The following is a 23,286-nucleotide window of genomic DNA, read 5'->3' as shown; positions in this document are numbered from 1 at the left end:
GCTGCTCCTTCGGCCCCGCGCCGCCGGTCCTACACCGTCGGCGTGCGCAGCGTATTGGCGGTGGCGACGGCGCGCAGGACGGCGGCCGCCTTGTTGCGGCACTCGGTGTCCTCGCCGTGCGGGTCGGAGTCGGCGACCACTCCCGCGCCCGCCTGGACGTAGGCGGTGCCGTCGCGCAGGACGGCGGTGCGGATGGCGATCGCGGTGTCGGAGTCCCCGGCGAAGTCCAGATAGCCGACGCAGCCGCCGTACAGGCCCCGGCGGGTGGGCTCCAGCTCTTCGATGATCCGCATCGCGCGCGGCTTCGGCGCGCCGGACAGGGTACCGGCCGGGAAGCAGGCGGTCAGCACGTCGAAGGCGGTCCGCCCGGGCGCCACCCGGCCGGTGACGGTCGAGACGATGTGCATGACGTGGCTGTAGCGCTCGACCTGCATGAAGTCGACCACCTCGACGCTGCCCGGCTCGCAGACCCGCCCGAGGTCGTTGCGGCCCAGGTCCACCAGCATCAGGTGCTCGGCCCGCTCCTTCGGGTCGGCGAGCAGCTCGGCGGCCAGCTCGGCGTCCTCGTGCGGGGTGGCGCCGCGGTGCCGGGTGCCGGCGATCGGGTGCACCATCGCCTCGCCCTCGGTGACCTTGACCAGCGCCTCCGGGCTGGAGCCGACCACGTCGAAGCCGCCCTCGGCGGTGCCGTCCGGGCCGGGGAAGCGGAACAGGTACATGTACGGGCTGGGGTTGGTGGTCCGCAGCACCCGGTAGACGTCCAGCGCGGAGGCCGGGCAGGGCGCCTCGAACCGCTGCGAGGGCACGACCTGGAAGGCCTCGCCCGCCCGGATCCGCTCCTTGACCTCCTCGACGGCGGCCCGGTACGGCGCCCCGCCGAACGGCGAGCGGACGTCACCGGGGCCGGACGGGGTGAAGGTGGCGAGCCCCGGGTCGACCGGCTTGAGCAGGTCGGTCTCCATCGCGTCGAGCCGGGCCACCGCGTCCGCGTAGGCCTCGTCGACGCCGCTGGCCAGGTCGTTGTGGTTGACCGCGTTGGCGATCAGCAGCACCGTGCCGTCGACGTGGTCGAGCACGGCCAGGTCGGTGGCGAGCAGCATGGTCAGCTCGGGGAGCTTCAGGTCGTCCGGGTTGAGGTCGGGCAGCTTCTCCAGCCGGCGGACGATGTCGTACCCGAGGTAGCCGACCAGGCCGCCGGTGAGCGGGGGCAGGCCGTCGTCGGTACGGCGCGGGGTGTGCAGGGCCTCCAGCGCGGCGCGCAGCACCTGGAGCGGGTCGCCGGTGGTGGGGATGCCGACCGGCGGGGTGCCGAGCCAGCGGGCGGTGCCGTCCGGCCCCGCGGTCAGGGTGGCGCCGCTGCGGACGCCGACGAAGGAGTAGCGGGACCAGCTGCGGCCCTGCTCGGCGGACTCCAGCAGGAAGGTGCCGGTGCGCTCGGCCGCGAGGCTGCGGTAGAGGCCGATGGGGGTGAGACCGTCCGCGAGGAGCCTGCGGGTGACCGGGATGACCCGGGTGTCGACGGCGAGCTTGCGGAAGGTTTCGAGATCCATGGGGAGCGGCACCGTTTCTGGTCGTTTCGGCGGGGCGGGGTCAGGCGAGCGGGAGCACGTCGGCGTCGAAGCAGGTGCGGTCGCCGGTGTGGCAGGCGGCGCCGGTCTGGTCGACCCGGACCAGCAGGGTGTCGCCGTCGCAGTCCAGCGCGACGGACTTGACCTGCTGGACGTGGCCCGAGGTGTCGCCCTTCACCCAGTACTCCCGGCGGCTGCGGCTCCAGTAGGTGCAGCGGCCGGTGGTGAGGGTACGGTGCAGCGCCTCGTCGTCCATCCAGCCGAGCATCAGCACCTCGCCGGTGTCGTACTGCTGCGCGATGGCCGGGAGCAGACCGTCCTCGGTCCGCTTGAGGCGGGCGACGATCGCGGGAGCCAGGGCGGTGGTGCCGGGGGCGGCGGGTGTGGAGGACATGGGTCCCATTGTGTCAGCCCGGCGCGCCGGGCTCCCGGTCCGGGCCTGCCGGGCGCACCCGGCCCCTCCGGTGCTATCTGTCCGACCGATCCGCTCGTACGAGTTGTGCCAACCGCCTGCCGGAAAGCCCCGGCGTGGGTCATTCTCGTGGCCATGACCTCCGAGCCGCCGCCCGAACCCGCCGCCACCCGCCCGTCGCGGGGCCTGGTCCTCGCCGTCGTGGCCGTGCTGGCCGTGCTGCTCGCGGTGGTGGCCACCGTGCTGCTCTGGCCCGAGAAGAAGCCGGCCGCGCTGCCACCCCCGCCCTCCCCCACCGCGACCCCGACGCCGACCCCCACCCCCACGCCGAGCCCGACGCCCAGCCGGGTGGTGCCGTACACCTTCCTCCCGGTCGGCTCCTGCTTCGACCACCCGCAGCTGAGCAAGACGATCACCAAGCCCGAACCGCGGCCCTGCGAGGGCGAGCACGACGGCGAGGTGATCGCCGACCAGCTGCTGCCGGACGGCCTGACCGGCGACAACCAGCTCGCCAAGGCGATGCGGGAGGGCTGCAAGGAGACGCTGGCCGCCGCCGAGGCCCGCCAGGGCGGCGGCGGACCGTACTACGGCTACCCGTTCGGCCCGTCCATGACCTACTACCAGCAGGGCTGGCGGGACTACACCTGCACCATGACGGCGAGCAACCGTCAGGGCTCCACCAAACTCAGCGGCCACCTGCGCTGACGGCCCGTGGGAGAAACCCGGGGCGTGTCCGACGATTCGCGCGCGCGGCGGGAGCCGTCAGGCACGCCCTAGGCTGAGCGGCATGTCGAACCATGCCCTCGCCGAGCGCCACCGGCTGACCGAACTCCTGGCCGCCGCCGGGCCGGACGCCCCCACCCTCTGCGCCGGGTGGTCCACCCGGGACCTCGCCGCCCACCTGGTGGTCCGGGAGCACCGGCCGGACGCGGCGGCCGGCATCCGCGTCGGCGCCCTCGCCGACTGGACCCACCGGGTGCAGGCCGGCTACGCCGAGCGCCCGTACGAGGAGCTGCTGCGGCTGTTCCGGGCCGGCCCGCCGCTGCTCTCCCCGTTCGCGCTGCCCGGCGCCGACGAGGCCGCCAACACCGTCGAGTACTTCGTGCACGCCGAGGACGTCCGCCGGGCGGGCGAGGAGTGGCCGCCGCAGCCGGTGCCGCCCGGGCGGGCCGAGGCGCTCTGGCGCCGGCTGCCGCTGCTCGCCCGGCTGGAGGCGGGCCGCCGCTCCCCCGTCCGGCTGGAGCTGCGCCGCCCGGACGGGCAGAGCCTGACGGTCGGCCCCGCCGGGTCGCCGACCGTGCGGATCACCGGCGAGCCGGGCGAGCTGGTGCTCTTCGTCTACGGCCGCGGCGCCCGCGCCGAGCTGGCCGTGGACGGCCCGCCGGACGCCGTCACCGCGCTGCGTCACGTGCTGCCGCTGCCGTAGGGCGGCGCCGTCCTACGGGGCCCGCCTCCCACACCGGGGGCGGGCCCTGCCGCGGTCGGTGGACGCGGTCAGCGGACGGGGTGCCCGGCCTCCCGCAGCGCGTTCTTGACCTCGCCGATCCGCAGATCGCCGAAGTGGAAGACGCTGGCGGCGAGCACCGCGTCCGCGCCGGCCGCCACGGCGGGGGCGAAGTCGGCGAGCTTCCCGGCGCCGCCGGAGGCGATCACCGGGATGGAGACGGTCTTGCGGACGGCCCGGATCAGCTCCAGGTCGTAGCCGTCCTTGGTGCCGTCCGCGTCCATCGAGTTGAGCAGGATCTCACCGGCCCCCAACTCGGCCGCGCGGCCCGCCCATTCGACGGCGTCCAGGCCGGTGCCCTGGCGCCCGCCGTGGGTGGTGACCTCGAAGCCGGAGGCCGTCTCGGTGCCCTCCGGGCAGCGCCGGGCGTCCACCGAGAGCACCAGCACCTGGCGGCCGAAGCGCCGGGCGATCTCCCGGATCAGCTCCGGGCGGGCGATCGCCGCGGTGTTGACGCCGACCTTGTCGGCGCCGGCCCGCAGCAGCTTGTCGACGTCCTCGACGGCCCGGACGCCGCCGCCGACGGTGAGCGGGATGAAGACCTGCTCGGCGGTGCGGCGGACGACGTCGTAGGTGGTCTCGCGGTCCCCGGAGGAGGCGGTGATGTCGAGGAAGGTCAGCTCGTCGGCGCCCTCGGCGTCATAGAGCTTGGCCATCTCCACCGGGTCGCCGGCGTCCCGCAGGTTCTGGAAGTTGACGCCCTTGACCACCCGGCCGGCATCGACGTCCAGGCAGGGGATGACACGTACTGCGAGGGTCACGGCTGTTTGCCTTCCAGAGTGCTAGCGAGCCCGGCACGGTAGGCGTCGAGTTCGACCTCGACCATCATCCGGGAGTCGATCAGGCCCTCGACCACCACCATGGTGGCCGCCGGGCGCGCGACGTCGAAGAGCGCGTGGTGGGCACGGCCCACCTCGTCGGCGTCGCGGACGTGGGTGATGTACATCCGGGTGCGGACCACGTCGTCCGCCGTCAGACCGTACGCGGCCAGGGCCTTGAGGCCGACGCCGAAGGCGGCGAGGGTCTGGTGGTACGGGTCGCCCTCGTGCTCGATCTTCCCGTCCACCCAGGCCGTGGAGCCGGCCACGTGCACGTGGTCCCCGGCGGCGACCGCCCGCGAGTAGCCGAACTGCTCCTCCCAGGGGGAACATCCGGCGACCCGACCGCGCACGATCCGACGTTCCGTCATCCTGAAACCGCCTCCAGGGCCTCTTCGAGGGTGAACTTCTGCTCGTAGAGTGCCTTGCCCACGATCGCGCCTTCGACACCCTCGCCGACGAGCGTGGCGATGGCCCGCAGGTCGTCGAGCGAAGAAACACCGCCGGAGGCGACGACCGGGCGGTCGGTGGCGGCGCAGACGTCGCGCAGCAGCTGGAGGTTGGGGCCGGTCAGGGTGCCGTCCCGGTTGACGTCGGTGACGACGTAGCGGGCGCAGCCCTCGGCGTCGAGGCGGGCCAGCACGTCGAAGAGCTGGCCGCCGTCGCGGGTCCAGCCGCGGCCGCGCAGGGTGGTGCCGACCACGTCCAGACCGACGGCGATCTTGTCCCCGTGCTCGGCGATGACCTTGGCGACCCACTCGGGGCTCTCCAGGGCGGCGGTGCCGAGGTTGACCCGGGTGCAGCCGGTGGCGAGGGCGGCGGCCAGCGACTCGTCGTCACGGATACCGCCGGACAGCTCGACCTTGATGTCCAGCGCGCCGGTGACCTCGCGGAGCAGGTCACGGTTGCTGCCGGTGCCGAAGGCGGCGTCGAGGTCGACCAGGTGCAGCCACTCGGCGCCGGCACTCTGCCAGGCGAGGGCGGCGGCGAGGGGCTCGCCGAAGGAGGTCTCGGTACCGGACGCGCCCTTGACCAGGCGGACGGCCCGGCCGTCCCGGACGTCGACGGCGGGGAGGAGTTCGAGGCGGCTCATCGTGTTGGCAACTCTCAGCTAGTCAGAGGGTGTTGACCCAGTTGGTCAGCAGGGCGGCGCCGGCGTCGCCGGACTTCTCGGGGTGGAACTGGGTGGCCCAGAGCGGGCCGTTCTCGACGGCCGCGACGAACGGCTGCCCGTGGGTGGCCCAGGTGACGAGCGGGGCGTGCATCCGCGCGCTGTGGACCTCCAGCTCCCAGTGGCGCACCCCGTAGGAGTGCACGAAGTAGAAGCGGGTGTCGGGGTCGAGGCCGGCGAAGAGCCGGCTGCCCTCCGGGGCCTGGACCGTGTTCCAGCCCATGTGCGGGACGACCGGGGCGTCCAGCGGCTCGACGGTGCCCGGCCACTCGTCGCAGCCGGCCGTCTCCACCCCGTGCTCGACCCCGCGCTCGAACAGGATCTGCATCCCGACGCAGATGCCCAGCACCGGGCGGCCCCCGGCGAGCCGGCGGCCGATGATCTGCTCGCCGCGGACGGCCTTCAGCCCGCGCATGCAGGCCTCGAAGGCGCCGACGCCGGGCACCAGCAGGCCGTCCGCGTCCAGCGCGGCCTGGAAGTCGGAGGTGACGGTGACGTTCGCCCCGGTGCGCTCGACGGCGCGCTGGGCGGAGCGGAGGTTGCCCGACCCGTAGTCGAGTACGACGACGTTCTTGCCCATGTTCAGGTGTCCATGTCTGTGGGGTCTCTCGACGGGTTCAGATGCGCATGACGCCGGAGGCCAGGCAGAGCACCGAGCCTATGGCGAGCACCGCGATGACGCCCTTCGGGATCTTCTGCTTCCAGAACGAGATCACGCCGCCGGCCAGGAAGAGCCCGACGAAGATGAGGACGATCGCGGCCTTGCTCACAGCGCACCCTTGGTCGACGGGAGGATGCCGGCCGCGCGCGGGTCGCGCTCGGAGGCGTAGCGCAGGGCCCGGGCCAGCGCCTTGAACTGGCACTCCACGATGTGGTGCGCGTTGCGCCCGTACGGCACGTGGACGTGCAGGGCGATCTGCGCCTGGGCCACGAAGGACTCCAGGATGTGCCGGGTCATCGTGGTGTCGTAGCTGCCGATCATCGGCGCGATCCGCTCCGGCTCGGTGTGCACCAGGTAGGGGCGGCCGGAGAGGTCCACGGTGACCTGGGCGAGCGACTCGTCCAGCGGGACGGTGCAGTTGCCGAAGCGGTAGATGCCGACCTTGTCGCCGAGCGCCTGCTTGAAGGCGGCGCCCAGGGCGAGGGCGGTGTCCTCGATGGTGTGGTGGGTGTCGATGTGCAGGTCGCCGTCGGTCTTCACGGTGAGGTCGAAGAGGCCGTGGCGGCCGAGCTGGTCGAGCATGTGGTCGTAGAACCCGACGCCCGTGGAGATGTCGGTCTTGCCGGTGCCGTCGAGATCGATCTCGACGAGGACCGAGGTCTCCTTGGTGGTGCGCTCAACGCGTCCGATACGGGACATGGCGGATCTACAGCTCCTTGATCACGGTGCGGACGGCGTCCAGGAAGGCGTCGTTCTCGGCGGGGGTGCCGGCGGTCACCCGCAGCCACCCGGGGACGCCGTTGTCCCGGACCAGGACGCCCTGGTCGAGGATGGCCTGCCAGACGGCGTGGGTGTCGGCGAAGCGGCCGAACTGGACAAAGTTGGCGTCCGAGTCGGTGACGTCCAGCCCGAGGCCGCGCAGCGCGTCCACCAGCCGGTCGCGTTCGTCCTTGAGCCGGCCGACGTACCCGAGCAGGGTGTCGGTGTGCTCCAGGCAGGCCAGCGCGGTGGCCTGGGTGACGGCCGACAGGTGGTACGGCAGCCGGACCAGCTGCACGGCGTCCACCACGGCGGCGTCGGCCGCCAGGTAGCCCAGACGCAGCCCGGCCGCGCCGAAGGCCTTGGACATGGTGCGGCTGACCACCAGGTTGGGGCGGCCCTCCAGCAGCGGCAGCAGCGAGGCGCGGTGCGAGAACTCGACGTACGCCTCGTCCACGACCACCAGGCTGGGCCCGGCGGCCTGCGCGGCCCCGTACAGCCGCAGCACGGCGGCGGCGGCGACGGCGGTGCCGGTCGGGTTGTTCGGCGAGCAGATGAAGACCACGTTCGGCCGGTGCTCGGCGATGGCCTTCTCGGCGGCCGCCAGGTCGATGGTGAAGTCCTCGTTGCGCGGGCCGGAGATCCACTCGGTGCCGGTGCCCCGGGAGATCAGGGCGTGCATCGAGTAGGAGGGCTCGAAGCCGAGCGCGCTGCGGCCGGGCCCGCCGAAGGTCTGGAGCAGCTGCTGCAGCACCTCGTTGGAGCCGTTGGCCGCCCAGACCTGCTCGCGGGTGCGGGCGAACCCGGTGGTCCGGGTCAGGTAGCCGGCCAGGCCCTCGCGCAGCTCGACCGCGTCCCGGTCGGGGTAGCGGTTGAGGTGGCGGGCGGCCTCGGCGACGCGCTCGGCGATCCGGGCCACCAGCTCCTCGGGCAGCTGGTACGGGTTCTCGTTGGTGTTCAGCTGGACGGGCACGTCGAGCTGCGGCGCACCGTACGGGGACTGCCCGCGCAGCTCGTCACGGATGGGGAGATCGTCAATCCTCATGAACCGGGAACCGTCCACTCGAAGCGGGCCTTGATCGCGTCGCCGTGACCCGGCAGGTCCTCGGCCTCGGAGAGGTTGACCACGTGCGCGGCGATGCCGGCCAGGGCCTCGCGGTCGTACTCGACGACCTGGACGCCGCGCAGGAAGGTCTGCACGGACAGCCCCGAGGAGTGGCAGGCGCAACCGCCGGTCGGCAGCACGTGGTTGGAGCCGGCCGCGTAGTCGCCGAGCGAGACCGGGGTGTACCGGCCGATGAAGATCGCGCCGGCGTTGCGGACCCGGGCGGCGACCGCGTGGGCGTCGCGGGTCTGGATCTCCAGGTGTTCGGCGGCGTAGGCGTTGACCACCGCGAGGCCCTGGTCGAGGTCGTCGACCAGGATGATGCCGGACTGCCGGCCGCCCAGCGCCTCGGCCACCCGCTCGCTGTGCCTGGTCCGGGCGACCTGCGTCTTCAGCTCGGCCTCGACGGCCTCGGCCAGCGCGGGCGAGTCGGTGACCAGCACCGAGCCCGAGGTCGGGCCGTGCTCGGCCTGGCTGATCAGGTCGGCGGCGACCTCCGCCGGGTCGGCGCTGTCGTCCGCGAGGACGGCGATCTCGGTCGGCCCGGCCTCCGAGTCGATGCCGATCCGGCCGGCGAAGTAGCGCTTGGCGGCGGCCACGTAGATGTTGCCCGGGCCGGTGACCAGGTTGACCCGCTCGCACTCCTCGGTGCCGAGGGCGAACATGGCGACCGCCTGGGCCCCGCCGACCGCGTACACCTCGGTGACGCCCAGCAGCGCGCAGGCCGCCAGGATGGTCGGGTGCACCCGGCCGCCGAACGCCTTCTGCGGCGGCGAGGTCACCGCGATGCCGGTGACGCCGGCCTCCTGCGCGGGCACCACGTTCATCACCACGGACGACGGGTAGACGGCGAGGCCGCCCGGCACGTACAGGCCGACCCGGTCCACCGGCACCCAGCGCTGGGTGACGGTACCGCCCGGCACGACCTGGGTGGTGTGCCCGGCGCGGCGCTGGTCGGCGTGGACCAGGCGGGCGCGGCGGATCGACTCCTCCAGCGCGGCGCGCACCTTCGGGTCCAGCGTCTCCAGGGCCTCGGCGATCTGCTCGGCCGGCACCCGGGTGGACTCCAGCCGCACACCGTCGAACCGCTCGGTGATCTCGATCAGCGCCGCGACCCCACGATGGCTCACGTCCTCGGCGATCGGCCGCACCTTCTCCAGGGCGGCCGCCACGTCGAACTCGGCACGGGGCAGCAGGTCACGCGGGTCGTCGAGCGAGCCGCGCAGGTCGATTCGAGAGATCACGCCACCCAGTGTAAGGAGTGGCCGGAACCACCGGCCCCGCATTTCAGTCCGTGATACGAAAGGCGAGACGACCGGGGGAAGCGGGGGGACCATGGCAGAACCGGCACCGGACGGCTGGAGTCCGGTCGAACAGGGCCTCTGGGAGGCGTTCCGGCAGGGCGAGGTGTACGACCTGAGCACCGGCGACGCCGAGCTGGACGCCCCCTTCGGCACCGCCGTCTGGGGGCCCGGGCGCAGCGTACGCGCCGAGGTCCTGGCCCACCTGCTGCTGGACGGCCCCGCCCCCGCCCCGGGCCGGGTCGCCTCGCTCCGGCTCACCGGCGTCCGGATCACCGGCCCGCTGAACCTGGCCGGCGGCACCATCCGGCAGTACGTCGAACTGCGCGACTGCCGCTTCGAGCGGAAGGTGCTGATCTCCGAGGCCGACGCCGCCACCCTGCGCCTGGTCCGGTGCCTGATCCCGCGGCTGGAGGCCTCCCGCCTCGTCACCTCGGGCGATCTGCACCTCGCCCGCTGCCGGCTCCCGCAGGGCCTGCGGCTCACCGACGCCCGGATCGGCACCGACCTGCTGCTCAACCAGGCCGTCCTGGGCGGTGACCGGTTCGGCCGGGCGCTGTCCGCCGACGGCATGGCGGTCCACCAGGACTTCGAGGCCGACCGGCTGGAGTCCCGCGGCGAGATCAGCCTGCGCACCGCGCGGATCGGCGGCCGGCTCTCCCTGCGCGGCGCCCAGCTGCACGCCGTCCCGGAGAACCGCAACGCCCTCAACGCGGTCCGAATAACCGTCGGCCACACCCTGTACCTCAGCGGCTCGGCGGACGGCGGCTGGTACGGCTCGCAGTCCTACTACGGCTCCGGCTACGGCGAACTCCCGCCACCCGGCTCGCCCAGCACCCCGTTCCGCGCCTTCGGCCAGGTCCGGCTCTCCGACGGCCGGTTCGAGAACGCCTGTCTGCTCTCCGACGCCGAGTTCCACCTCGGCCCGGACGACGAGGTCACACTGCGCCGCATCCAGACCCCCGAACTGCGCTTCACCTGCCGCTTCCCGAACGAGGGCGCCGTCTCGCTCTCCCGCGCCCGGATCGGCAACCTGGTCGACGCCCCCGGCTCCTGGCCGCACGGCCGCAGCCTCGGTCTGACCGGCTTCACCTACGAGTGCCTGCGCCCGGCCGTCCCGTTCACCGTCCAGCAGCGGATCGCCTGGCTGGAGGGCTCCTCGGTGGAGTTCCAGCCCGAGTCGTACGAGCAGCTGGCCACCGCCCTGCGCCGGGACGGCGCCGACGACGACGCCCGCGAGGTGCTCTACGCCAAGCAGCGCCGCCGCCGGCAGAGCCTGCCGCTGCCCGCCCGGGTCTGGGGCCGGATCCAGGACGTCACCGTCGGCTACGGCTTCCGCCCCGGGCGGGCCGCGCTCTGGCTGCTGCTCGCCTGGGCGCTGGGCAGCCTCTACTTCGCCACCCACCGGCTCGAACCGCTGAAGGCCGACGAGCGCCCGCACTGGAACCCGGTCCTCTACGCGCTCGGCCAGCTGCTCCCGGTCGTCGACCTCGGCCAGCAGGGCTGGAACCCCGGCGGCACCGCCCAGTGGGTCTCCTCCGGTCTGGTGATCGTCGGCTGGGTGCTCGCCACCACGGTCGCCGCCGGCGCCACCCGGATGCTCCAGCGCGGATGACCCCGGATGCGCCGGTGGAGAACCCGGGAGCACTCGCCCGCTCCGGGGAACTACGCTGTCCGCCGTGACAGAACGGCTGCCGCTCTTCCCGCTGAACACCGTGCTCTACCCGGGCCTGGTGATGCCCCTCAACGTCTTCGAGGAGCGCTACCGCCGTCTGGTCGCCGACCTGCTCGCCCTCCCCGAGGACCAGCCGCGCCGGTTCGGCGTGCTCGCCATCAAGGACGGCCGTGAGGTCGCGCCGGTCCGCGCCGACGACGGCCCGGCCGGGCCGCTGGACGGCCTGGGCACCGCCACCGGCGACCCGCTGGAGGCGCTGTACCACATCGGCTGCGTGGCCGACCTCGCCTCGGCGCAGGAGCAGCCGGACGGGCAGTACGAGCTGCTGGTCACCGGCACCACCCGGTTCCGGCTGCGCTCGGTGGACACCGGCGGCCCCTACCTGACGGGCGAGACCGAAACGGTCGAGGAGCAGTCCGGCGAGGGGGCGGGGGCCCTGGCCGCGGGCGTCGAGCGGGCCTTCCGGACGTACCAGAAGCGGCTCGCCGGGGCCAACGAGGCCAGCACCGTCGGCCGGCAGGAGCTGCCGGCCGACCCGCAGGTGCTCTCCTACCTGGTGGCCGCGGCCACCGTGTTCGAGACCCCGGTCAAGCAGCAGCTGCTGGCCTGCCCGGACACCGCGCAGCGGCTGCGCTCCGAACTGGAGCTGCTGCGCCGCGAGACGGCGGTGCTCAGCTGGCTCCCGTCGCTGCCGGCGGTGGATCTCACCCGCCAGTCCTTCAGCCCCAACTGACCGGCCCGAACGACCAACCCGACCCGAGCACCCGACCGACCCGGCGGGCCCGTCGCGGCCCGCCCACCCCTGGAGAACCGGTATGGCCAAGAAGCCGAAGAAGGGCGGCCAGGGCACGCCCGCCACCGTGGCCCTGGAGAACGCCGCCGTGGCGTTCACCGTGCACGCGTACGAGCACGACCCGGCCGCCGCCTCCTACGGCGGCGAGGCCGCCGAGGTGCTGGGCGTCCCGGCCGACCGGGTGTTCAAGACCCTGGTCGCCGACGTGGACGGCGTCCTCACGGTGGGCGTCGTCCCGGTGGCCGGCCAGCTGGACCTCAAGGCCCTCGCCGCCGCCGTCGGCGGCAAGCGGGCCGCGATGGCCGACCCGGCCGCCGCCGAGCGCAGCAGCGGCTACGTCCTGGGCGGCATCTCGCCGCTCGGCCAGCGCCGCCCGCTGCGCACCGTCGTGGACGACAGCGCCCTGGCCCACCCCACGGTGTACGTCTCGGCCGGCCGGCGCGGCCTGGAGGTCGAACTCGCCCCCGCCGACCTGATCACCCTCACCGGCGCCCGGACCGCCCCGATCGGCCGCTAGGGCTGCTCAGGGCTGCTCAGGGCTTCCGCCCGTCGAACGGCTGCTCCACGGGGTGCGCCTGCGCCCCGTGGAGGGGCTGCTCCACGCCGCCGGGCCGGTCCACCGGGTGCGGCTGGTCCACCGGCGCACCGCCGGCCACCGCGGGCGGGCCACCCGCTCCGGGTGCCCCGTCCGTGGCCGCGGGCAGTCCGTACGGCCCGGCCCAGTACGGCGGCGGGTCCTCCTCGCGCTTGCCGAATGCGGCCGACAGGGCCAGCAGCACCACCATCGCGGCCATCGGCCAGACCAGCACGGCGCCGTACGCCCCGAGGTCCAGGTCGGCGCTGAAGTGCCCGCCGTCGCCGACCTTCCGGGCCTGCGCGACCAGGTCACGGCTGGGGCCGAGCCAGCGGCCCAGCCCCCAGGCGCCCAGCGAGGCCAGCAGGCCGCCGACCGTCAGCCCGACCGCGACCGCGATGCCGCCGCCGCGCCGCCGGGTCACCAGGAACGCCCCGAGCGCGGTCAGGATGCCCAGGCCCAGCCCGATCAGCACGAAGACGCTGTCGGCCCCGGCCCGCTGCTCGCCCTCCGGGTCCCCGTAGAGGATCCGGTTGCCGTCCACCACCAGCGGCACCTTCGGCGCCAGCCAGACCCAGAGCCCGGCCATCGCCAGGCCCAGCAGCAGACAGACCAGCACCATGATCGCCCCGACCTGGAGCTCGGGCAGCAGCCGCCGCAGCGACGCCCGCGGGTCGGCCTTGCGGACGGGCGCGAACTCCAGGCCCGGCGGCGGCCCGTACGCGGGCGGCGCCCCGTACGGGTTCGCCGCGGCGGCCGGGGCCCGGTCGACGGGTGCGTCCGCGGCGGTTCCGGCGGTCGCGTCCGCGGCGGCCCGCGAGGGATCCGGAGGTGTGTTCGGTACGGTCACGGGGCCCATCGTTTCACGATCGCCGCCCGAACGGCCCCGGCACCCGTACCGCAGGATCGTTCCGCTACCGGGTGGTGGCCCGCCGGTACGCCCAGGTGGCGACGGCCAGCGACACCACGCCCACGCCGGCGCAGACCGCCAGGTCGCCCGCGACCAGCGCCCAGTCCGGATCGGCCGTGAACGTACGGGCGAACGCCTCGACGCCGTACGTGGACGGCAGCAGGTCGCGCAGCCAGAGCACCGGCTGCGGCAGGTGGTCCACCGGGAGCACGCCCAGCAGCAGCGCCGCCGACATGCCGAGCTGGCCCAGCATGGTGGCGATCTCCTGCCGGGGCGCGAGCAGCCCGCAGGCCGCGCCGAGCCCGGACAGCGCCGCGCCGGAGAGCGGCACCACGGCGAGCAGCACCCACAGGTGGGTCACCGGGAGCCCGAACATCCAGGCCCCGGCGGCGGCCGTCACCAGCGTGCCGGGCAGCGTGAACGAGGCGTACGCGGCGGCCGCCCCGAGCACCACCGAGGCGGCCGGGACGGGCAGCGTCGCGTAGTGGTCGAGGCCGCCGGTGGCCCGCAGCCGGCCGAAGTACTGGGCGAGCAGGTTGAGCGCGACGAACGCCACCACCAGCACGCTGGAACCGGCCACCACCGAGCGCGCGGCCGAGGTCTGCCCCGGGTCCACGACGCCGCGCATCATCACCAGGATGCCGAGCGACTGGAAGGTGGCCACGAACAGCAGCGGGATCCGCGCCACCTTGGCCCGGGCCAGCTGCGCCCGGTAGACGGCGGCCAGCGCGGGCAGCAGCCGGGCGGCGGGCGCCAGCGGGGCGGGCCCGCCGTCGGCGACGGCGGCGGCCTGCGGCGGCACCGAGAGCAGCGTCATCGGCGGCCATCTCCCCACACGCCGCCGGTGGCGCACCGGCGGCTCTCTCGCAGCATCACTTGGCCAGCCCTCCGTGGCGGCCGCCCAGCTTGAGGTAGGCGTCCTCAAGGCTCGGGGTGGCCAGGGTGAAGTCGTCCAGGGCGGCGAAGGCGGGGCCGGTGGTGACGGCCGCGACCAGTTCGCGGGCCTGCTCGGGGCTGGTGCGCACGGTCCAGCGGCGGCCGGTGCGCTCGGCCCGCTCGGCGAGGGCCGCGACGGCGGGCACGTCCAGCGGGGCCTCCGTCCGCCAGACCAGGTCCAGCCGGACGTCGCCGTCGACGAGTGCCTTGAGCCCGCCCGGGGTGTCGCAGGCGATGACCCGGCCCTCGTCCATCACCGCGACCCGGTCCAGGACGGTCTCCGCCTCGATCACGTTGTGGGTGACCAGCAGCACCGTCGTGCCGCGCTCGGCCCGGCGCCGGTCGACGGCGCTCCAGACGGAGCGGCGGGCGACCGGGTCCATGCCGGTGGTCGGCTCGTCCAGCACGAGCAGCGGCCGCTCCCCCACCAGCGTGGCGGCGAAGCAGGCGAGCCGGCGCTGCCCGCCGGACAGCTTGGCCAGCGGCCGGTGGGCGAGCGGTTCGAGGGCGAGCTCGGTGAGCACCTCGGCGGTCTCGGCGCGGGCGTGCGCCCGGCTGAGCCCGCGCAGCCGGCCGGTGGTCTCGGCGGCGAGCGCGACGGTCAGCTCGTCCAGCGCGGTGGACTCCTGACCCAGGTAGCCGAGCAGCCGGGCGGCCCGCTCGGGGTGGCGGACCACGTCGTGGCCGAGGAGTTCGATCGAGCCCGAGTCCGGGCGCAGCAGCCCGGTGAGCTGGCGGACCAGGGTGGACTTGCCGGCCCCGTTGGGCCCCAGCAGCCCGAAGATCTCGCCCCGCCGGACGGTCAGGCCGACGCCGTCATTGGCCCGGACCTCGGTGGCGGCGCCGCCGCGCCCGGCGCGGTACGTCTTGACCAGGTCCCGTACGGCACAGCACGGCGAGGTCTCCCGGGGTGCCCGCCTGGCCGTCTCACTCACGAGCGAAGACTCTACGCGGTGGAGCGCCCGAACCCGACGACGGGTCCTGATCACCGGAGGCGGGGCGGCCGTCCCTAGCCGTCCCTAGTCGTCCGCGACCAGGTCGCCGCCGGGGACGCGGGCAGCCAGTTCCTTCCAGAAGCCGGCCCGGATCGCGTACCGGTCGTGCTCGTCGATCTGGTCGTCCTTGTGCGCGAGCAGGCCGAAACGGGCGGCGTAGCGCAGCAGTTCGCCGTCCACCCGGTGCGGGATGCGCGGATAGTCGGGCCAGAGCACGGTGAGCCGTTCGACGTCGCCGAGCCGCTCGGTCCAGCGGCGGGCGAAGACCTGGCCGACCTCGTGGGCGTCGCCGCCGACGGAGGTGATGTCCTCCTCGCGGTCGGCCCAGCGCTGTTCGGAGGTGGTGAGCTGGGCGAGGGTGGGCAGGCCGTCGCCCGCGGTGACGGCGGGTTCGGCGGTGGGCCGCTCGACCCAGCCCCGGTCGGAGGACCAGCGCAGCACCGGGCCGGTCTGGCTCGCCAGGGTCGCGGTCTGGGCGGGGGCCGCCCGCCCGGCGAGGTCCTTGGGGGTCGGGACGACCTTGAGGGCGGTGGCGGCCGGCTGCGCGTGCCCGTTCGCCGCGGGGACGGCCGCGACGGCGGGCTCGGGCAGGGCGGCGGGCCGCACGCCGGGCACCGGGGCGGCCGCGGGCGGGGCGGCGAGGATCTTGGCGATCTCGTGGCGCGGCCCCGGGGCGGGGAAGACGGCCGCGCTCTCGCGCGGGCTGAACGAGCCCTCGATCCACTCGCGGTCCAGCACCCGGCGTTCGTCGGCCTCGCCGACCAGGTCCTCGGACTGGTTGAAGTCCCCGTCGGCGGCCTGGAGCGCCCACAGGTGGACGACCACGCCGTGCTCCTTGGCGGACATCATGCCCGGCAGCAGGTCGCCGTCGCCGGTGATCAGCACGACGTCGGCGCAGGCCCGGTTGCGGGCGAGTTCGGAGAGTTCGGCGTGCATGGCGGCGTCCACGCCCTTCTGCACCCAGCGGCCCTCGGCGCGGGTGAGGGCGCCGAGCCGGACGGTCACCCTGGGCAGCACCCTGAGCCGGCGGTGCTCGGGCATCGGGCGGCGGTCGGGGGCGGCGTCGAACCAGTAGATCCGCAGCAGCGGCAGGCCGGTCTCGGCCTCGGCCCGCTCACGCAGTGCGGTGATCAGCGCGGTGTGGTCGACCGTCACCCGGGAGCGGGACGCGTCCCCGGCGAGGAGGCTGGCGGCGGCGCCCAGCAGGTATCCGGCATCCACCAGGACGACACAGCGATCCATCGCGCACCTCTTTTCGCTCGCCCTCGGGTCAGGCCGCCGGGGGATCGGCGGTACGGGGTGGGCACGACCGGCCCGGCGCCGCGGCGGCGGCGGGGGTGAGGGGGGTGCCCGCAGCCGCCCGATCGTTGGGTCACCTTTACCCCTGGTTCGCGCGCCGAACCTCGGCGGATGTCGCGGTCCCGCAACAGGCGTCCCAACGAAACGCAAAGCGGGCCCCGTCCAACGACGGGGCCCGCCAGGGGTTACGGGGGCGTCAGCCCCGCAGCTCGGCGGCGACCAGCTCGGCCAGCTGGACGGCGTTGAGCGCGGCACCCTTGCGCAGGTTGTCGTTGGAGACGAACAGCGACAGCCCGTGCTCCACCGTCTCGTCCACCCGGATGCGGCCGACGTAGCTCGGGTCCTGGCCGGCGGCCTGGAGCGGGGTGGGGATGTCGCTCAGCTCGACGCCGGGGGCGGCGGCCAGCAGCTCGACCGCGCGCTCGACGCCGATCGGGCGCTCGAAGCGGGCGTTGATCTGCAGCGAGTGGCCGGAGAAGACCGGGACGCGCACGCAGGTGCCGGCGACCTTGAGCTCCGGGATGCCGAGGATCTTGCGGCTCTCGTTGCGGAGCTTCTGCTCCTCGTCGGTCTCGTTGGAGCCGTCGTCGACGACGGAGCCGGCCAGCGGCAGCACGTTGAAGGCGATCGGCCGGGCGTACACCTTGGGCGCGGGGAACTCGACGGCCGAGCCGTCGTGGGCCAGCGCGGCGGCGCCGTCCACGACCTTGGCGGCCTGCTCCTGGAGCTCGGCCACACCGGCCACGCCGCTGCCGGAGACGGCCTGGTAGGTGGAGACGACCAGGGCGGCGAGGCCGGCCTCCTCGTGCAGCGGGCGCAGCACCGGCATCGCGGCCATGGTGGTGCAGTTCGGGTTGGCGATGATGCCCTTGGGGCGGTCGGCGATCGCCTCGGGGTTGACCTCGGAGACGACCAGCGGGACCTCGGGGTCGCGGCGCCAGGCGGAGGAGTTGTCGATCACGACCGCACCGGCCGCGGCGGCCTTGGGGGCGAGGGCCTTGGAGGTGGAGCCCCCGGCCGAGAAGATCACGATGTCCAGGCCGGTGTAGTCGGCCGTGGCCGCGTCCTCGACGGTGACCTCGGTGCCCTGCCAGGGCAGGGTGCGCCCGGCCGAACGGGCCGAGGCGAACAGCCGCAGCTGCTCCACCGGGAAGTTGCGCTCCGCAAGGATCTCGCGGACGACGCCGCCGACCTGGCCGGTGGCACCGACAATGCCGATCTTCATTCCGACTACTCCTCTTTGATGTCGCTGTTCACAGCCGCACTCTGCCCATCATGCCTTGTCACGGGGGTGGGGCGACCTGTCATTCCACGGTGTGAGAGGGCGGACCAGCCCTAGTGGTCCAGACCACTGGCGAACTCCGGACCAGTAACGAGGTCCAGCGCCGCCGCGACCTCCGCCGCGCCGGCCGGCAGCAGCGGCAGCCGCACGTCCGGGGTGGGGATCCGCCCCTGGGCGTGCAGCACCCCCTTGACCACGGCCGGGTTGGGCGCGGCGAAGACGGCGCCCGCCAGCGCGGCGAGCCGGTGGCCCAGCGCCCGGGCCCGCGGCACGTCCCCGTCCTCCCAGGCGGCGGCCAGTTCGGCGAACCGGGCGGTGGCCAGCTGGGCGGAGGCCAGGATGCCGCCGGCCGCGCCGAGCGCCAGCATCGGCGAGAGGAAGGCGTCCTCCCCGGTCAGCACCGCGAAGCCGGCCGGTGCGGCGGCGAGCAGCTCCACGGCGTCCTGGTCGAGCCCGCCGGTCGCGTACTTGACGCCCACCACGCCCGGTACGGCGGCGAGCCGGAGCAGCGCGGCGGCGGAGAGCGCCTGCCCGGTGCGGTAGGGGATGTGGTAGACGACCAGCGGCAGCGGGCTCACCTCGGCGAGCCGGCGGAAGTGCTCGACCGTCCCGGCCTCGCCGGGCCGCAGGAAGGCGGGGACGGTGACCAGCGCCGCCGCGGCCTGCGGCACCTGCTTGCCGAGGACGGCCAGTGCCTCCCCGACGCTCCGGGTGTCGCCGCCGTGGGCGCCGACCACCAGCTGCCCGCCGCGCTCGGCGCAGGCCGCCGCGCAGACCTCGACCACCGCCTGCCGCTCCGGCGCGCTCAGCGCGGCGGGCTCGCCGGTGGTGCCGAGCGCGACCAGGCCGGCCGCGCCGTCGTCGAGCACCGAGCGGGCGAGGCGGTCGAGTGCGTCCAGGGCCACCGAACCGTCCTCGGCGAACGGGGTGACCAGCGGGACGTGGATGCCCTTGAGTTCCATGACCACGATCCTGCGATCCATCGATCCCCCAGGTCCAGTTCAGATTTCCGAGGCTTCTCGTAAGCTGATCCGATGCTTGATGTACGACGCCTGCGTCTGCTGCGCGAACTGGCCCATCTCGGCACCATCGCCGCCGTCGCCGAGGCGCTGTCGTTCAGCCCTTCGGCGGTCTCCCAGCAGTTGTCCGTGCTGGAGAAGGAGGCCGGTGTCCCGCTGCTGGAGCGCACCGGGCGGCGGGTCGCCCTGACGCCCGCCGGGTGGAACCTGGTCCGGCACGCCGAGGCGGTGCTGGCCCGGCTGGAACAGGCCGGCGCCGAACTCGCCCACGCCAGGCAGGGGCTGGCCGGTCCGCTGCGGATCGGCACCTACCCCTCGGCGGCCCGCGCGATCATCCCGGCGGTGCTGGCCGAGCTGGCGGCCTGGCACCCCGGCCTGGAGCCGATGGTGACGGAGGTGGACCCGGCGGGCGTGGCGGCGGCGCTGCGCGCGGGCGAGCTGGACGTGGCACTGGTGCACGAGTACGACCTGGTGCCGGTCGAACCGGAGCCGGGCCTGGCGCTCACCCGGCCGGTGTTCACCGAGCCGATGTACCTGGCGGCCCGCGCGGCGGGCACGGTCGCCGAGCAGCGTGCCGCCCCGTGGATCATGGCGCCGCCGGGCACGCTCTGCCACGGCATGGCCGTCCGGGCCTGCGAGGGCGCCGGCTTCACGCCCAGGATCCGGCATCAGATCGACGACTTCACCACCGTGCTGGCCCTGGTGGCGGCCGGTCAGGGGGTGGCGCTGGTGCCGCAGCTGGGCGCCGCGCAGCCACCGCCGGGCGTGGTGCTCACCCGGCTGCCGATGTACCGGCGCACCCGGGCCGCCTTCCGCGCGGGCGCGGGCTCGCACCCGGCGATCTCGGCCTTCGTCTCGGCCCTGCACACGGCCGTCCCGCCGGGCCTCGGCGGCGGGTCGTGAGTCCTCGACGACCCGCCGCCGCGGCCTGGTTCAGCTGGCCAGGCAGCTCGGCCCGAGCAGCTGCTTGAGGTCCCCGAACAGCGCCGGGTCGGACTTCACCCGGTGCCGGTCGAGCCGCAGCACGGTGGTGCGCCGGTGACCCTCCAGCCGCAGCCGGACCTCGGTGGTGCCCTTGTGGTGGGTCAGCACCTCGCCGAGCCGGGCGACCAGCGGCGGGGTGATCCTCACGCTGGGGATGTTGATGATGATCGGCGCCTCGGCGTGCGCGTTGGAGAGGTCCGGGACGGACAGCTCCATCCCCATCAGCCGTGGCACGTCCTCCCGCTTGTCGAGCTTGCCGCGGACGAACACCACGGTGTCCTCGACGAGTTGGGAGGAGACCAGCTGGTAGCTGGCGGGGAAGAACATGCAGTCGATGGAGCCGGCCAGGTCCTCCACGGTGGCGATCGCCCACGCGTTGCCCTGCTTGGTCATCTTCCGCTGGAGGCCCGAGATGATGCCGCCGATGGTGATGATGGTGCCGTCCGGCCGATCGGCGAGGTCGGCCACCGCGCAGTCCGCCTTGTCGGCGAGCACGTGCTCGATGCCGTGCAGCGGGTGCGAGGAGACGTACAGGCCGAGCATCTCCCGCTCCTGGGTGAGCAGGAAGGACTTCTCCCACTCCTCCTCGGAGAAGACCACGTCCAGCCCGAAGCTCGGCTCGTCGCTCACCGTGTCGCCGCCGAAGAGGTCGAACTGCCCCTCGGCCTCCTTGCGCTTGACCCCGACGACGTTGTCGATCATCGGCTCGAACTGCGCGGTCAGGCCCTTGCGGGTGTGCCCGAGCGAGTCGAACGCGCCCGCCTTGATGAGGGATTCGACGGTCCGCTTGTTGCAGACCACCGACTCGACCTTGTCCAGGAAGTCGGGGAAGGAGCTGAACTTCCCCTTGGTCTTCCGGGTGCGGATCATCGAGTCCACCACCGGCCCGCCGACGTTGCGGATGGCCGTCAGACCGAACCGCACCAGCTCGTCACCGTGCGGGGTGAAGTCCGAGTCCGACTCGTTGACGTCCGGCGGGAGCACCTGGATGCCCATCTTGCGGCACTCGTTGAGGTACACCGCCGACTTGTCCTTGTCGTCCTTGACGGACGTGAGCAGGCCGGACATGTACTCGGCCGGGTAGTTGGCCTTGAGGTACGCCGTCCAGTACGAGACCAGCCCGTACCCGGCGGTGTGCGCTTTGTTGAACGCGTAGCCGGAGAAGGGGACGAGCACGTCCCAGACCGCCTGGATCGCCGCGTCGGAGTAGCCGTGCTCGCGGCAGCCCTTCTGGAACGGGACGAACTCCGCCTCCAGGATCTCCTTCTTCTTCTTGCCCATCGCGCGGCGCAGCAGGTCGGCCTGGCCGAGCGAGTAGCCGGCCAGGATCTGCGCGGCCTTCTGCACCTGCTCCTGGTAGACGATCAGGCCGTAGGTCGGCTTGAGGATCTCCTCCAGGGGCTTCTCCAGCTCCGGGTGGATCGGGGTGATCTCCTGCTGGCCGTTCTTGCGCAGCGCGTAGTTGGTGTGCGAGTTGACGCCCATCGGGCCCGGTCGGTACAGCGCGAGAACGGCGGAGATGTCCTCGAAGTTGTCGGGCTTCATCAGGCGCAGCAGCGAACGCATCGGCCCGCCGTCGAGCTGGAAGACGCCGAGCGTGTCACCGCGGGCGAGCAGTTCGTAGGTCGGCTTGTCGTCGAGGGGCAGATCAAGCAGGTTGATCTTGATGCCCTTGTTCTTCTCGATCGCCTTGACGGCGTCGTCCATGATCGTCAGGTTGCGCAGGCCGAGGAAGTCCATCTTGAGAAGGCCGAGGCCCTCACAGGTGGGGTAGTCGAACTGCGTGATGGTGACGCCGTCGGTGTGCCGGGTCCAGACCGGGATGTGGTCGGTCAGCGGCTCGGCGGACATGATGACACCGGCCGCGTGCACACCGGGCTGGCGGATCAGGCCCTCGATACCGCGCGCGGTGTCGATCACCTTGCGGACGTCCGGGTCGGTCTCGTACAGCCCGCGGATCTCGCCGGCCTCGCTGTACCGCGGGTGCGAGGAGTCGGTGATGCCCGACAGCGGGATGCCCTTGCCCATGACGTCCGGCGGCATCGCCTTGGTGATCCGGTCGCCCATCGCGTACGGGTAGCCGAGGACCCGCGAGGAGTCCTTGATGGCGGCCTTCGCCTTGATGGTGCCGTACGTGACGATCATGGCGACCTTGTCGGAGCCCCACTTCTCCGTCACGTACCGGATCACGTCACCGCGCCGGCGCTCGTCGAAGTCGATGTCGACATCGGGCATGGAGATGCGCTCGGGGTTGAGGAAGCGCTCGAAGATCAGACCGTGCGGGATGGGGTCGAGGTCGGTGATGCCCATCGCGTAGGCGACCAGCGAACCGGCCGCCGAGCCACGGCCGGGGCCTACCGCGATGCCCTGCTCCTTGGCCCACATGATGAAGTCGGCGACCACGAGGAAGTACGCCGGGAACCCCATCTGGATGATGGTGTCCATCTCGTACTCGGCGAGCTTCTTGTGCTCCTCGTCGTACCCGTTCGGGAAGCGCCAGTCCATGCCCTTCCACACCTGGGACTTGAAGAAGTCCGCCTCGGACTCGAAGCCCTCCGGGATCGGGAAGCGCGGCATGAGGTTCTTGAACTCGAACATGCCGGCGGTGTCGACCCGGGAGGCGACCAGCAGCTGGCTGTTCCGGCAGCCCTCCTGCCAGGCGTCCGAGGAGTCCAGCGCGTACATCTCGGCGGCCGACTTGATGTAGTAGCCGGTGCCGTCGAAGCGGAAGCGGTCCGGGTCCGAGAGGTTCTTGCCGGTCTGCACGCAGAGCAGCAGGTCGTGGGCGCCGGCGTCGCCCTCGGTGGTGTAGTGCGAGTCGTTGGTGACCACCGGCGGGATGCTCAGCTTCTTGCTGATCTCGATCAGCCCGTCGCGGACCCGCTTCTCGATGTCCAGGCCGTGGTCCATCAGCTCCAGGAAGTAGTTCTCCTTGCCGAAGATCTCCTGGTAGTCGGCGGCGGACTTCAGCGCCTCGTCGAACTGCCCGAGCCGCAGCCGGGTCTGCACCTCGCCGGAGGGACAGCCGGTGGTGGCCATCAGGCCGGCCGCGTGCTCGGAGATGATCTCCTTGTCCATCCGGGGCCACTTCACCAGCCAGCCCTCGGCGTAGGAGCGCGAGGTCAGCTTGAAGAGGTTGTGCAGCCCCTGCTTGTTGCGGGCCCAGATGGTCTTGTGGGTGTAGGCACCGGACGCCGAGACGTCGTCCCGCTTCTGGTGCGGCTGCCCCCACAGGATGCGCTTGGTGTTGGAGCGCGAATCCGGCGCGACGTACGCCTCGATGCCGATCACCGGCGTGATCCCGGCGGCCGTGGCCTGCTTGTGGAACTCCGCGGCGCCGTACATGTTGCCGTGGTCGGTCATCGCGACATGGGTCTGCCCCAGCCGTTCGACTTCCTTGAACAACTGCTTCAGCCGGGCGGCACCGTCCAGCATCGAGTACTCGGTGTGGACGTGCAGATGCGCGTACGGCTGATCGCTCACGGCGGGGCCTCCGGAGGCTCGTGCTGTCTGGTTGGCC

The 23,286-nt window shown here is 73.2% G+C and carries 23 protein-coding genes; 6 read left to right on the top strand and 17 right to left on the bottom strand.

From position 1 onward, the window contains the following. Positions 1 to 29: 29 nt before the first annotated feature. Together ACIO5D_RS14945 and hisI are read right to left on the bottom strand one after the other, a co-directional pair. Positions 30 to 1,550, bottom strand: coding sequence for an anthranilate synthase component I (locus ACIO5D_RS14945; RefSeq protein ID WP_363607348.1), 1,521 nt, complete (start codon positions 1,548 to 1,550; stop codon positions 30 to 32). 40 nt (positions 1,551 to 1,590) lie between these two features. Continuing rightward, the gene (gene hisI, locus ACIO5D_RS14940) at positions 1,591 to 1,962 is read right to left on the bottom strand and encodes a phosphoribosyl-AMP cyclohydrolase (RefSeq protein WP_400795337.1); all 372 of its coding nucleotides are present in this window, start codon (positions 1,960 to 1,962) and stop codon (positions 1,591 to 1,593) included. 153 nt (positions 1,963 to 2,115) lie between these two features. Between hisI and ACIO5D_RS14935 the strand changes: the two genes are divergently transcribed. Beyond that, on the top strand, positions 2,116 to 2,685 hold the full coding sequence (locus ACIO5D_RS14935; RefSeq protein WP_400656671.1) for a hypothetical protein: 570 nt from the start codon (positions 2,116 to 2,118) through the stop codon (positions 2,683 to 2,685). A gap of 82 nt (positions 2,686 to 2,767) precedes the next feature. Then, positions 2,768 to 3,406 (top strand): TIGR03085 family metal-binding protein, encoded by a 639-nt coding sequence (locus tag ACIO5D_RS14930; RefSeq protein ID WP_400656669.1) that lies wholly within the window; start codon positions 2,768 to 2,770, stop codon positions 3,404 to 3,406. A 68-nt stretch (positions 3,407 to 3,474) separates the two neighbouring features. Here ACIO5D_RS14930 and hisF read toward each other — a convergent pair whose 3' ends face one another. The 8 genes from hisF to hisD are packed head-to-tail and all read right to left on the bottom strand — an operon-like array spanning position 3,475 to position 9,242. Next, the gene (gene hisF, locus ACIO5D_RS14925; RefSeq protein WP_363607344.1) at positions 3,475 to 4,245 is read right to left on the bottom strand and encodes an imidazole glycerol phosphate synthase subunit HisF; all 771 of its coding nucleotides are present in this window, start codon (positions 4,243 to 4,245) and stop codon (positions 3,475 to 3,477) included. Beyond that, positions 4,242 to 4,673: a RidA family protein gene (locus tag ACIO5D_RS14920; protein ID WP_363607343.1), complete on the bottom strand. Its 432-nt coding sequence runs from the start codon at positions 4,671 to 4,673 to the stop codon at positions 4,242 to 4,244. The genes hisF and ACIO5D_RS14920 overlap by 4 nt, the downstream gene beginning before the upstream one ends. Beyond that, a complete protein-coding gene (gene priA / locus ACIO5D_RS14915) occupies positions 4,670 to 5,395 on the bottom strand; it encodes a bifunctional 1-(5-phosphoribosyl)-5-((5-phosphoribosylamino)methylideneamino)imidazole-4-carboxamide isomerase/phosphoribosylanthranilate isomerase PriA (protein ID WP_363607342.1) in 726 nt (241 codons plus the stop codon). Before priA ends, ACIO5D_RS14920 begins: the two co-directional genes overlap by 4 nt. Before the next feature lie 22 nt (positions 5,396 to 5,417). Continuing rightward, on the bottom strand, positions 5,418 to 6,053 hold the full coding sequence (hisH, locus tag ACIO5D_RS14910; RefSeq protein ID WP_363607341.1) for an imidazole glycerol phosphate synthase subunit HisH: 636 nt from the start codon (positions 6,051 to 6,053) through the stop codon (positions 5,418 to 5,420). Positions 6,054 to 6,090: 37 nt separating this feature from the next. Beyond that, on the bottom strand, positions 6,091 to 6,243 hold the full coding sequence (locus ACIO5D_RS14905; protein WP_363607340.1) for a hypothetical protein: 153 nt from the start codon (positions 6,241 to 6,243) through the stop codon (positions 6,091 to 6,093). After that, the gene (gene hisB / locus ACIO5D_RS14900) at positions 6,240 to 6,833 is read right to left on the bottom strand and encodes an imidazoleglycerol-phosphate dehydratase HisB (protein ID WP_400795334.1); all 594 of its coding nucleotides are present in this window, start codon (positions 6,831 to 6,833) and stop codon (positions 6,240 to 6,242) included. The genes ACIO5D_RS14905 and hisB overlap by 4 nt, the downstream gene beginning before the upstream one ends. Before the next feature lie 7 nt (positions 6,834 to 6,840). Next, entirely contained in the window at positions 6,841 to 7,938 is a 1,098-nt protein-coding gene (locus tag ACIO5D_RS14895) for a histidinol-phosphate transaminase (protein ID WP_400795331.1), read from the bottom strand. Then, on the bottom strand, positions 7,935 to 9,242 hold the full coding sequence (gene hisD / locus ACIO5D_RS14890) for a histidinol dehydrogenase (protein ID WP_363607337.1): 1,308 nt from the start codon (positions 9,240 to 9,242) through the stop codon (positions 7,935 to 7,937). The genes ACIO5D_RS14895 and hisD overlap by 4 nt, the downstream gene beginning before the upstream one ends. A gap of 91 nt (positions 9,243 to 9,333) precedes the next feature. Here hisD and ACIO5D_RS14885 point away from each other — a divergent pair, with 91 nt between their 5' ends. The 3 genes from ACIO5D_RS14885 to ybaK all read left to right on the top strand — a co-directional run bounded on the left by ACIO5D_RS14885 (position 9,334) and on the right by ybaK (position 12,284). Then, complete coding sequence (locus ACIO5D_RS14885) at positions 9,334 to 10,914, top strand: oxidoreductase (RefSeq protein WP_363607336.1); 1,581 nt, start codon at positions 9,334 to 9,336, stop codon at positions 10,912 to 10,914. Between the two features lie 55 nt (positions 10,915 to 10,969). Further along, entirely contained in the window at positions 10,970 to 11,707 is a 738-nt protein-coding gene (locus tag ACIO5D_RS14880) for an LON peptidase substrate-binding domain-containing protein (protein WP_400656734.1), read from the top strand. An 82-nt stretch (positions 11,708 to 11,789) separates the two neighbouring features. Beyond that, positions 11,790 to 12,284: a Cys-tRNA(Pro) deacylase gene (gene ybaK, locus ACIO5D_RS14875; protein WP_400656659.1), complete on the top strand. Its 495-nt coding sequence runs from the start codon at positions 11,790 to 11,792 to the stop codon at positions 12,282 to 12,284. A 16-nt stretch (positions 12,285 to 12,300) separates the two neighbouring features. Here ybaK and ACIO5D_RS14870 read toward each other — a convergent pair whose 3' ends face one another. The 6 genes from ACIO5D_RS14870 to ACIO5D_RS14845 form a co-directional block, all read right to left on the bottom strand. Further along, the gene (locus ACIO5D_RS14870) at positions 12,301 to 13,191 is read right to left on the bottom strand and encodes a hypothetical protein (RefSeq protein WP_363607333.1); all 891 of its coding nucleotides are present in this window, start codon (positions 13,189 to 13,191) and stop codon (positions 12,301 to 12,303) included. A 64-nt stretch (positions 13,192 to 13,255) separates the two neighbouring features. After that, the gene (locus tag ACIO5D_RS14865) at positions 13,256 to 14,068 is read right to left on the bottom strand and encodes an ABC transporter permease (protein ID WP_363607332.1); all 813 of its coding nucleotides are present in this window, start codon (positions 14,066 to 14,068) and stop codon (positions 13,256 to 13,258) included. 55 nt (positions 14,069 to 14,123) lie between these two features. Further along, entirely contained in the window at positions 14,124 to 15,122 is a 999-nt protein-coding gene (locus ACIO5D_RS14860) for an ABC transporter ATP-binding protein (RefSeq protein WP_363607331.1), read from the bottom strand. Positions 15,123 to 15,206: 84 nt separating this feature from the next. Beyond that, positions 15,207 to 16,424, bottom strand: a complete 1,218-nt coding sequence (locus ACIO5D_RS14855) for an NYN domain-containing protein (RefSeq protein WP_363607330.1) — start codon at positions 16,422 to 16,424, stop codon at positions 15,207 to 15,209. Positions 16,425 to 16,677: 253 nt separating this feature from the next. After that, positions 16,678 to 17,706, bottom strand: a complete 1,029-nt coding sequence (locus ACIO5D_RS14850; protein WP_400761533.1) for an aspartate-semialdehyde dehydrogenase — start codon at positions 17,704 to 17,706, stop codon at positions 16,678 to 16,680. Between the two features lie 110 nt (positions 17,707 to 17,816). Beyond that, a complete protein-coding gene (locus ACIO5D_RS14845) occupies positions 17,817 to 18,746 on the bottom strand; it encodes a dihydrodipicolinate synthase family protein (protein ID WP_400656651.1) in 930 nt (309 codons plus the stop codon). Positions 18,747 to 18,797: 51 nt separating this feature from the next. Between ACIO5D_RS14845 and ACIO5D_RS14840 the strand changes: the two genes are divergently transcribed. Further along, complete coding sequence (locus ACIO5D_RS14840; RefSeq protein WP_400795327.1) at positions 18,798 to 19,685, top strand: LysR substrate-binding domain-containing protein; 888 nt, start codon at positions 18,798 to 18,800, stop codon at positions 19,683 to 19,685. 30 nt (positions 19,686 to 19,715) lie between these two features. On the opposite strand, the gene dnaE is transcribed toward ACIO5D_RS14840, so the two are convergent. Beyond that, entirely contained in the window at positions 19,716 to 23,249 is a 3,534-nt protein-coding gene (dnaE, locus tag ACIO5D_RS14835; protein ID WP_400795325.1) for a DNA polymerase III subunit alpha, read from the bottom strand. Positions 23,250 to 23,286: the final 37 nt, after the last annotated feature.

This window comes from Kitasatospora sp. NPDC087315 (assembly GCF_044744345.1).
Taxonomy (GTDB): domain Bacteria; phylum Actinomycetota; class Actinomycetes; order Streptomycetales; family Streptomycetaceae; genus Kitasatospora.
Note: the sequence above shows the minus strand (reverse complement) of the source record. Positions and strands in the feature narration are given on the sequence as shown.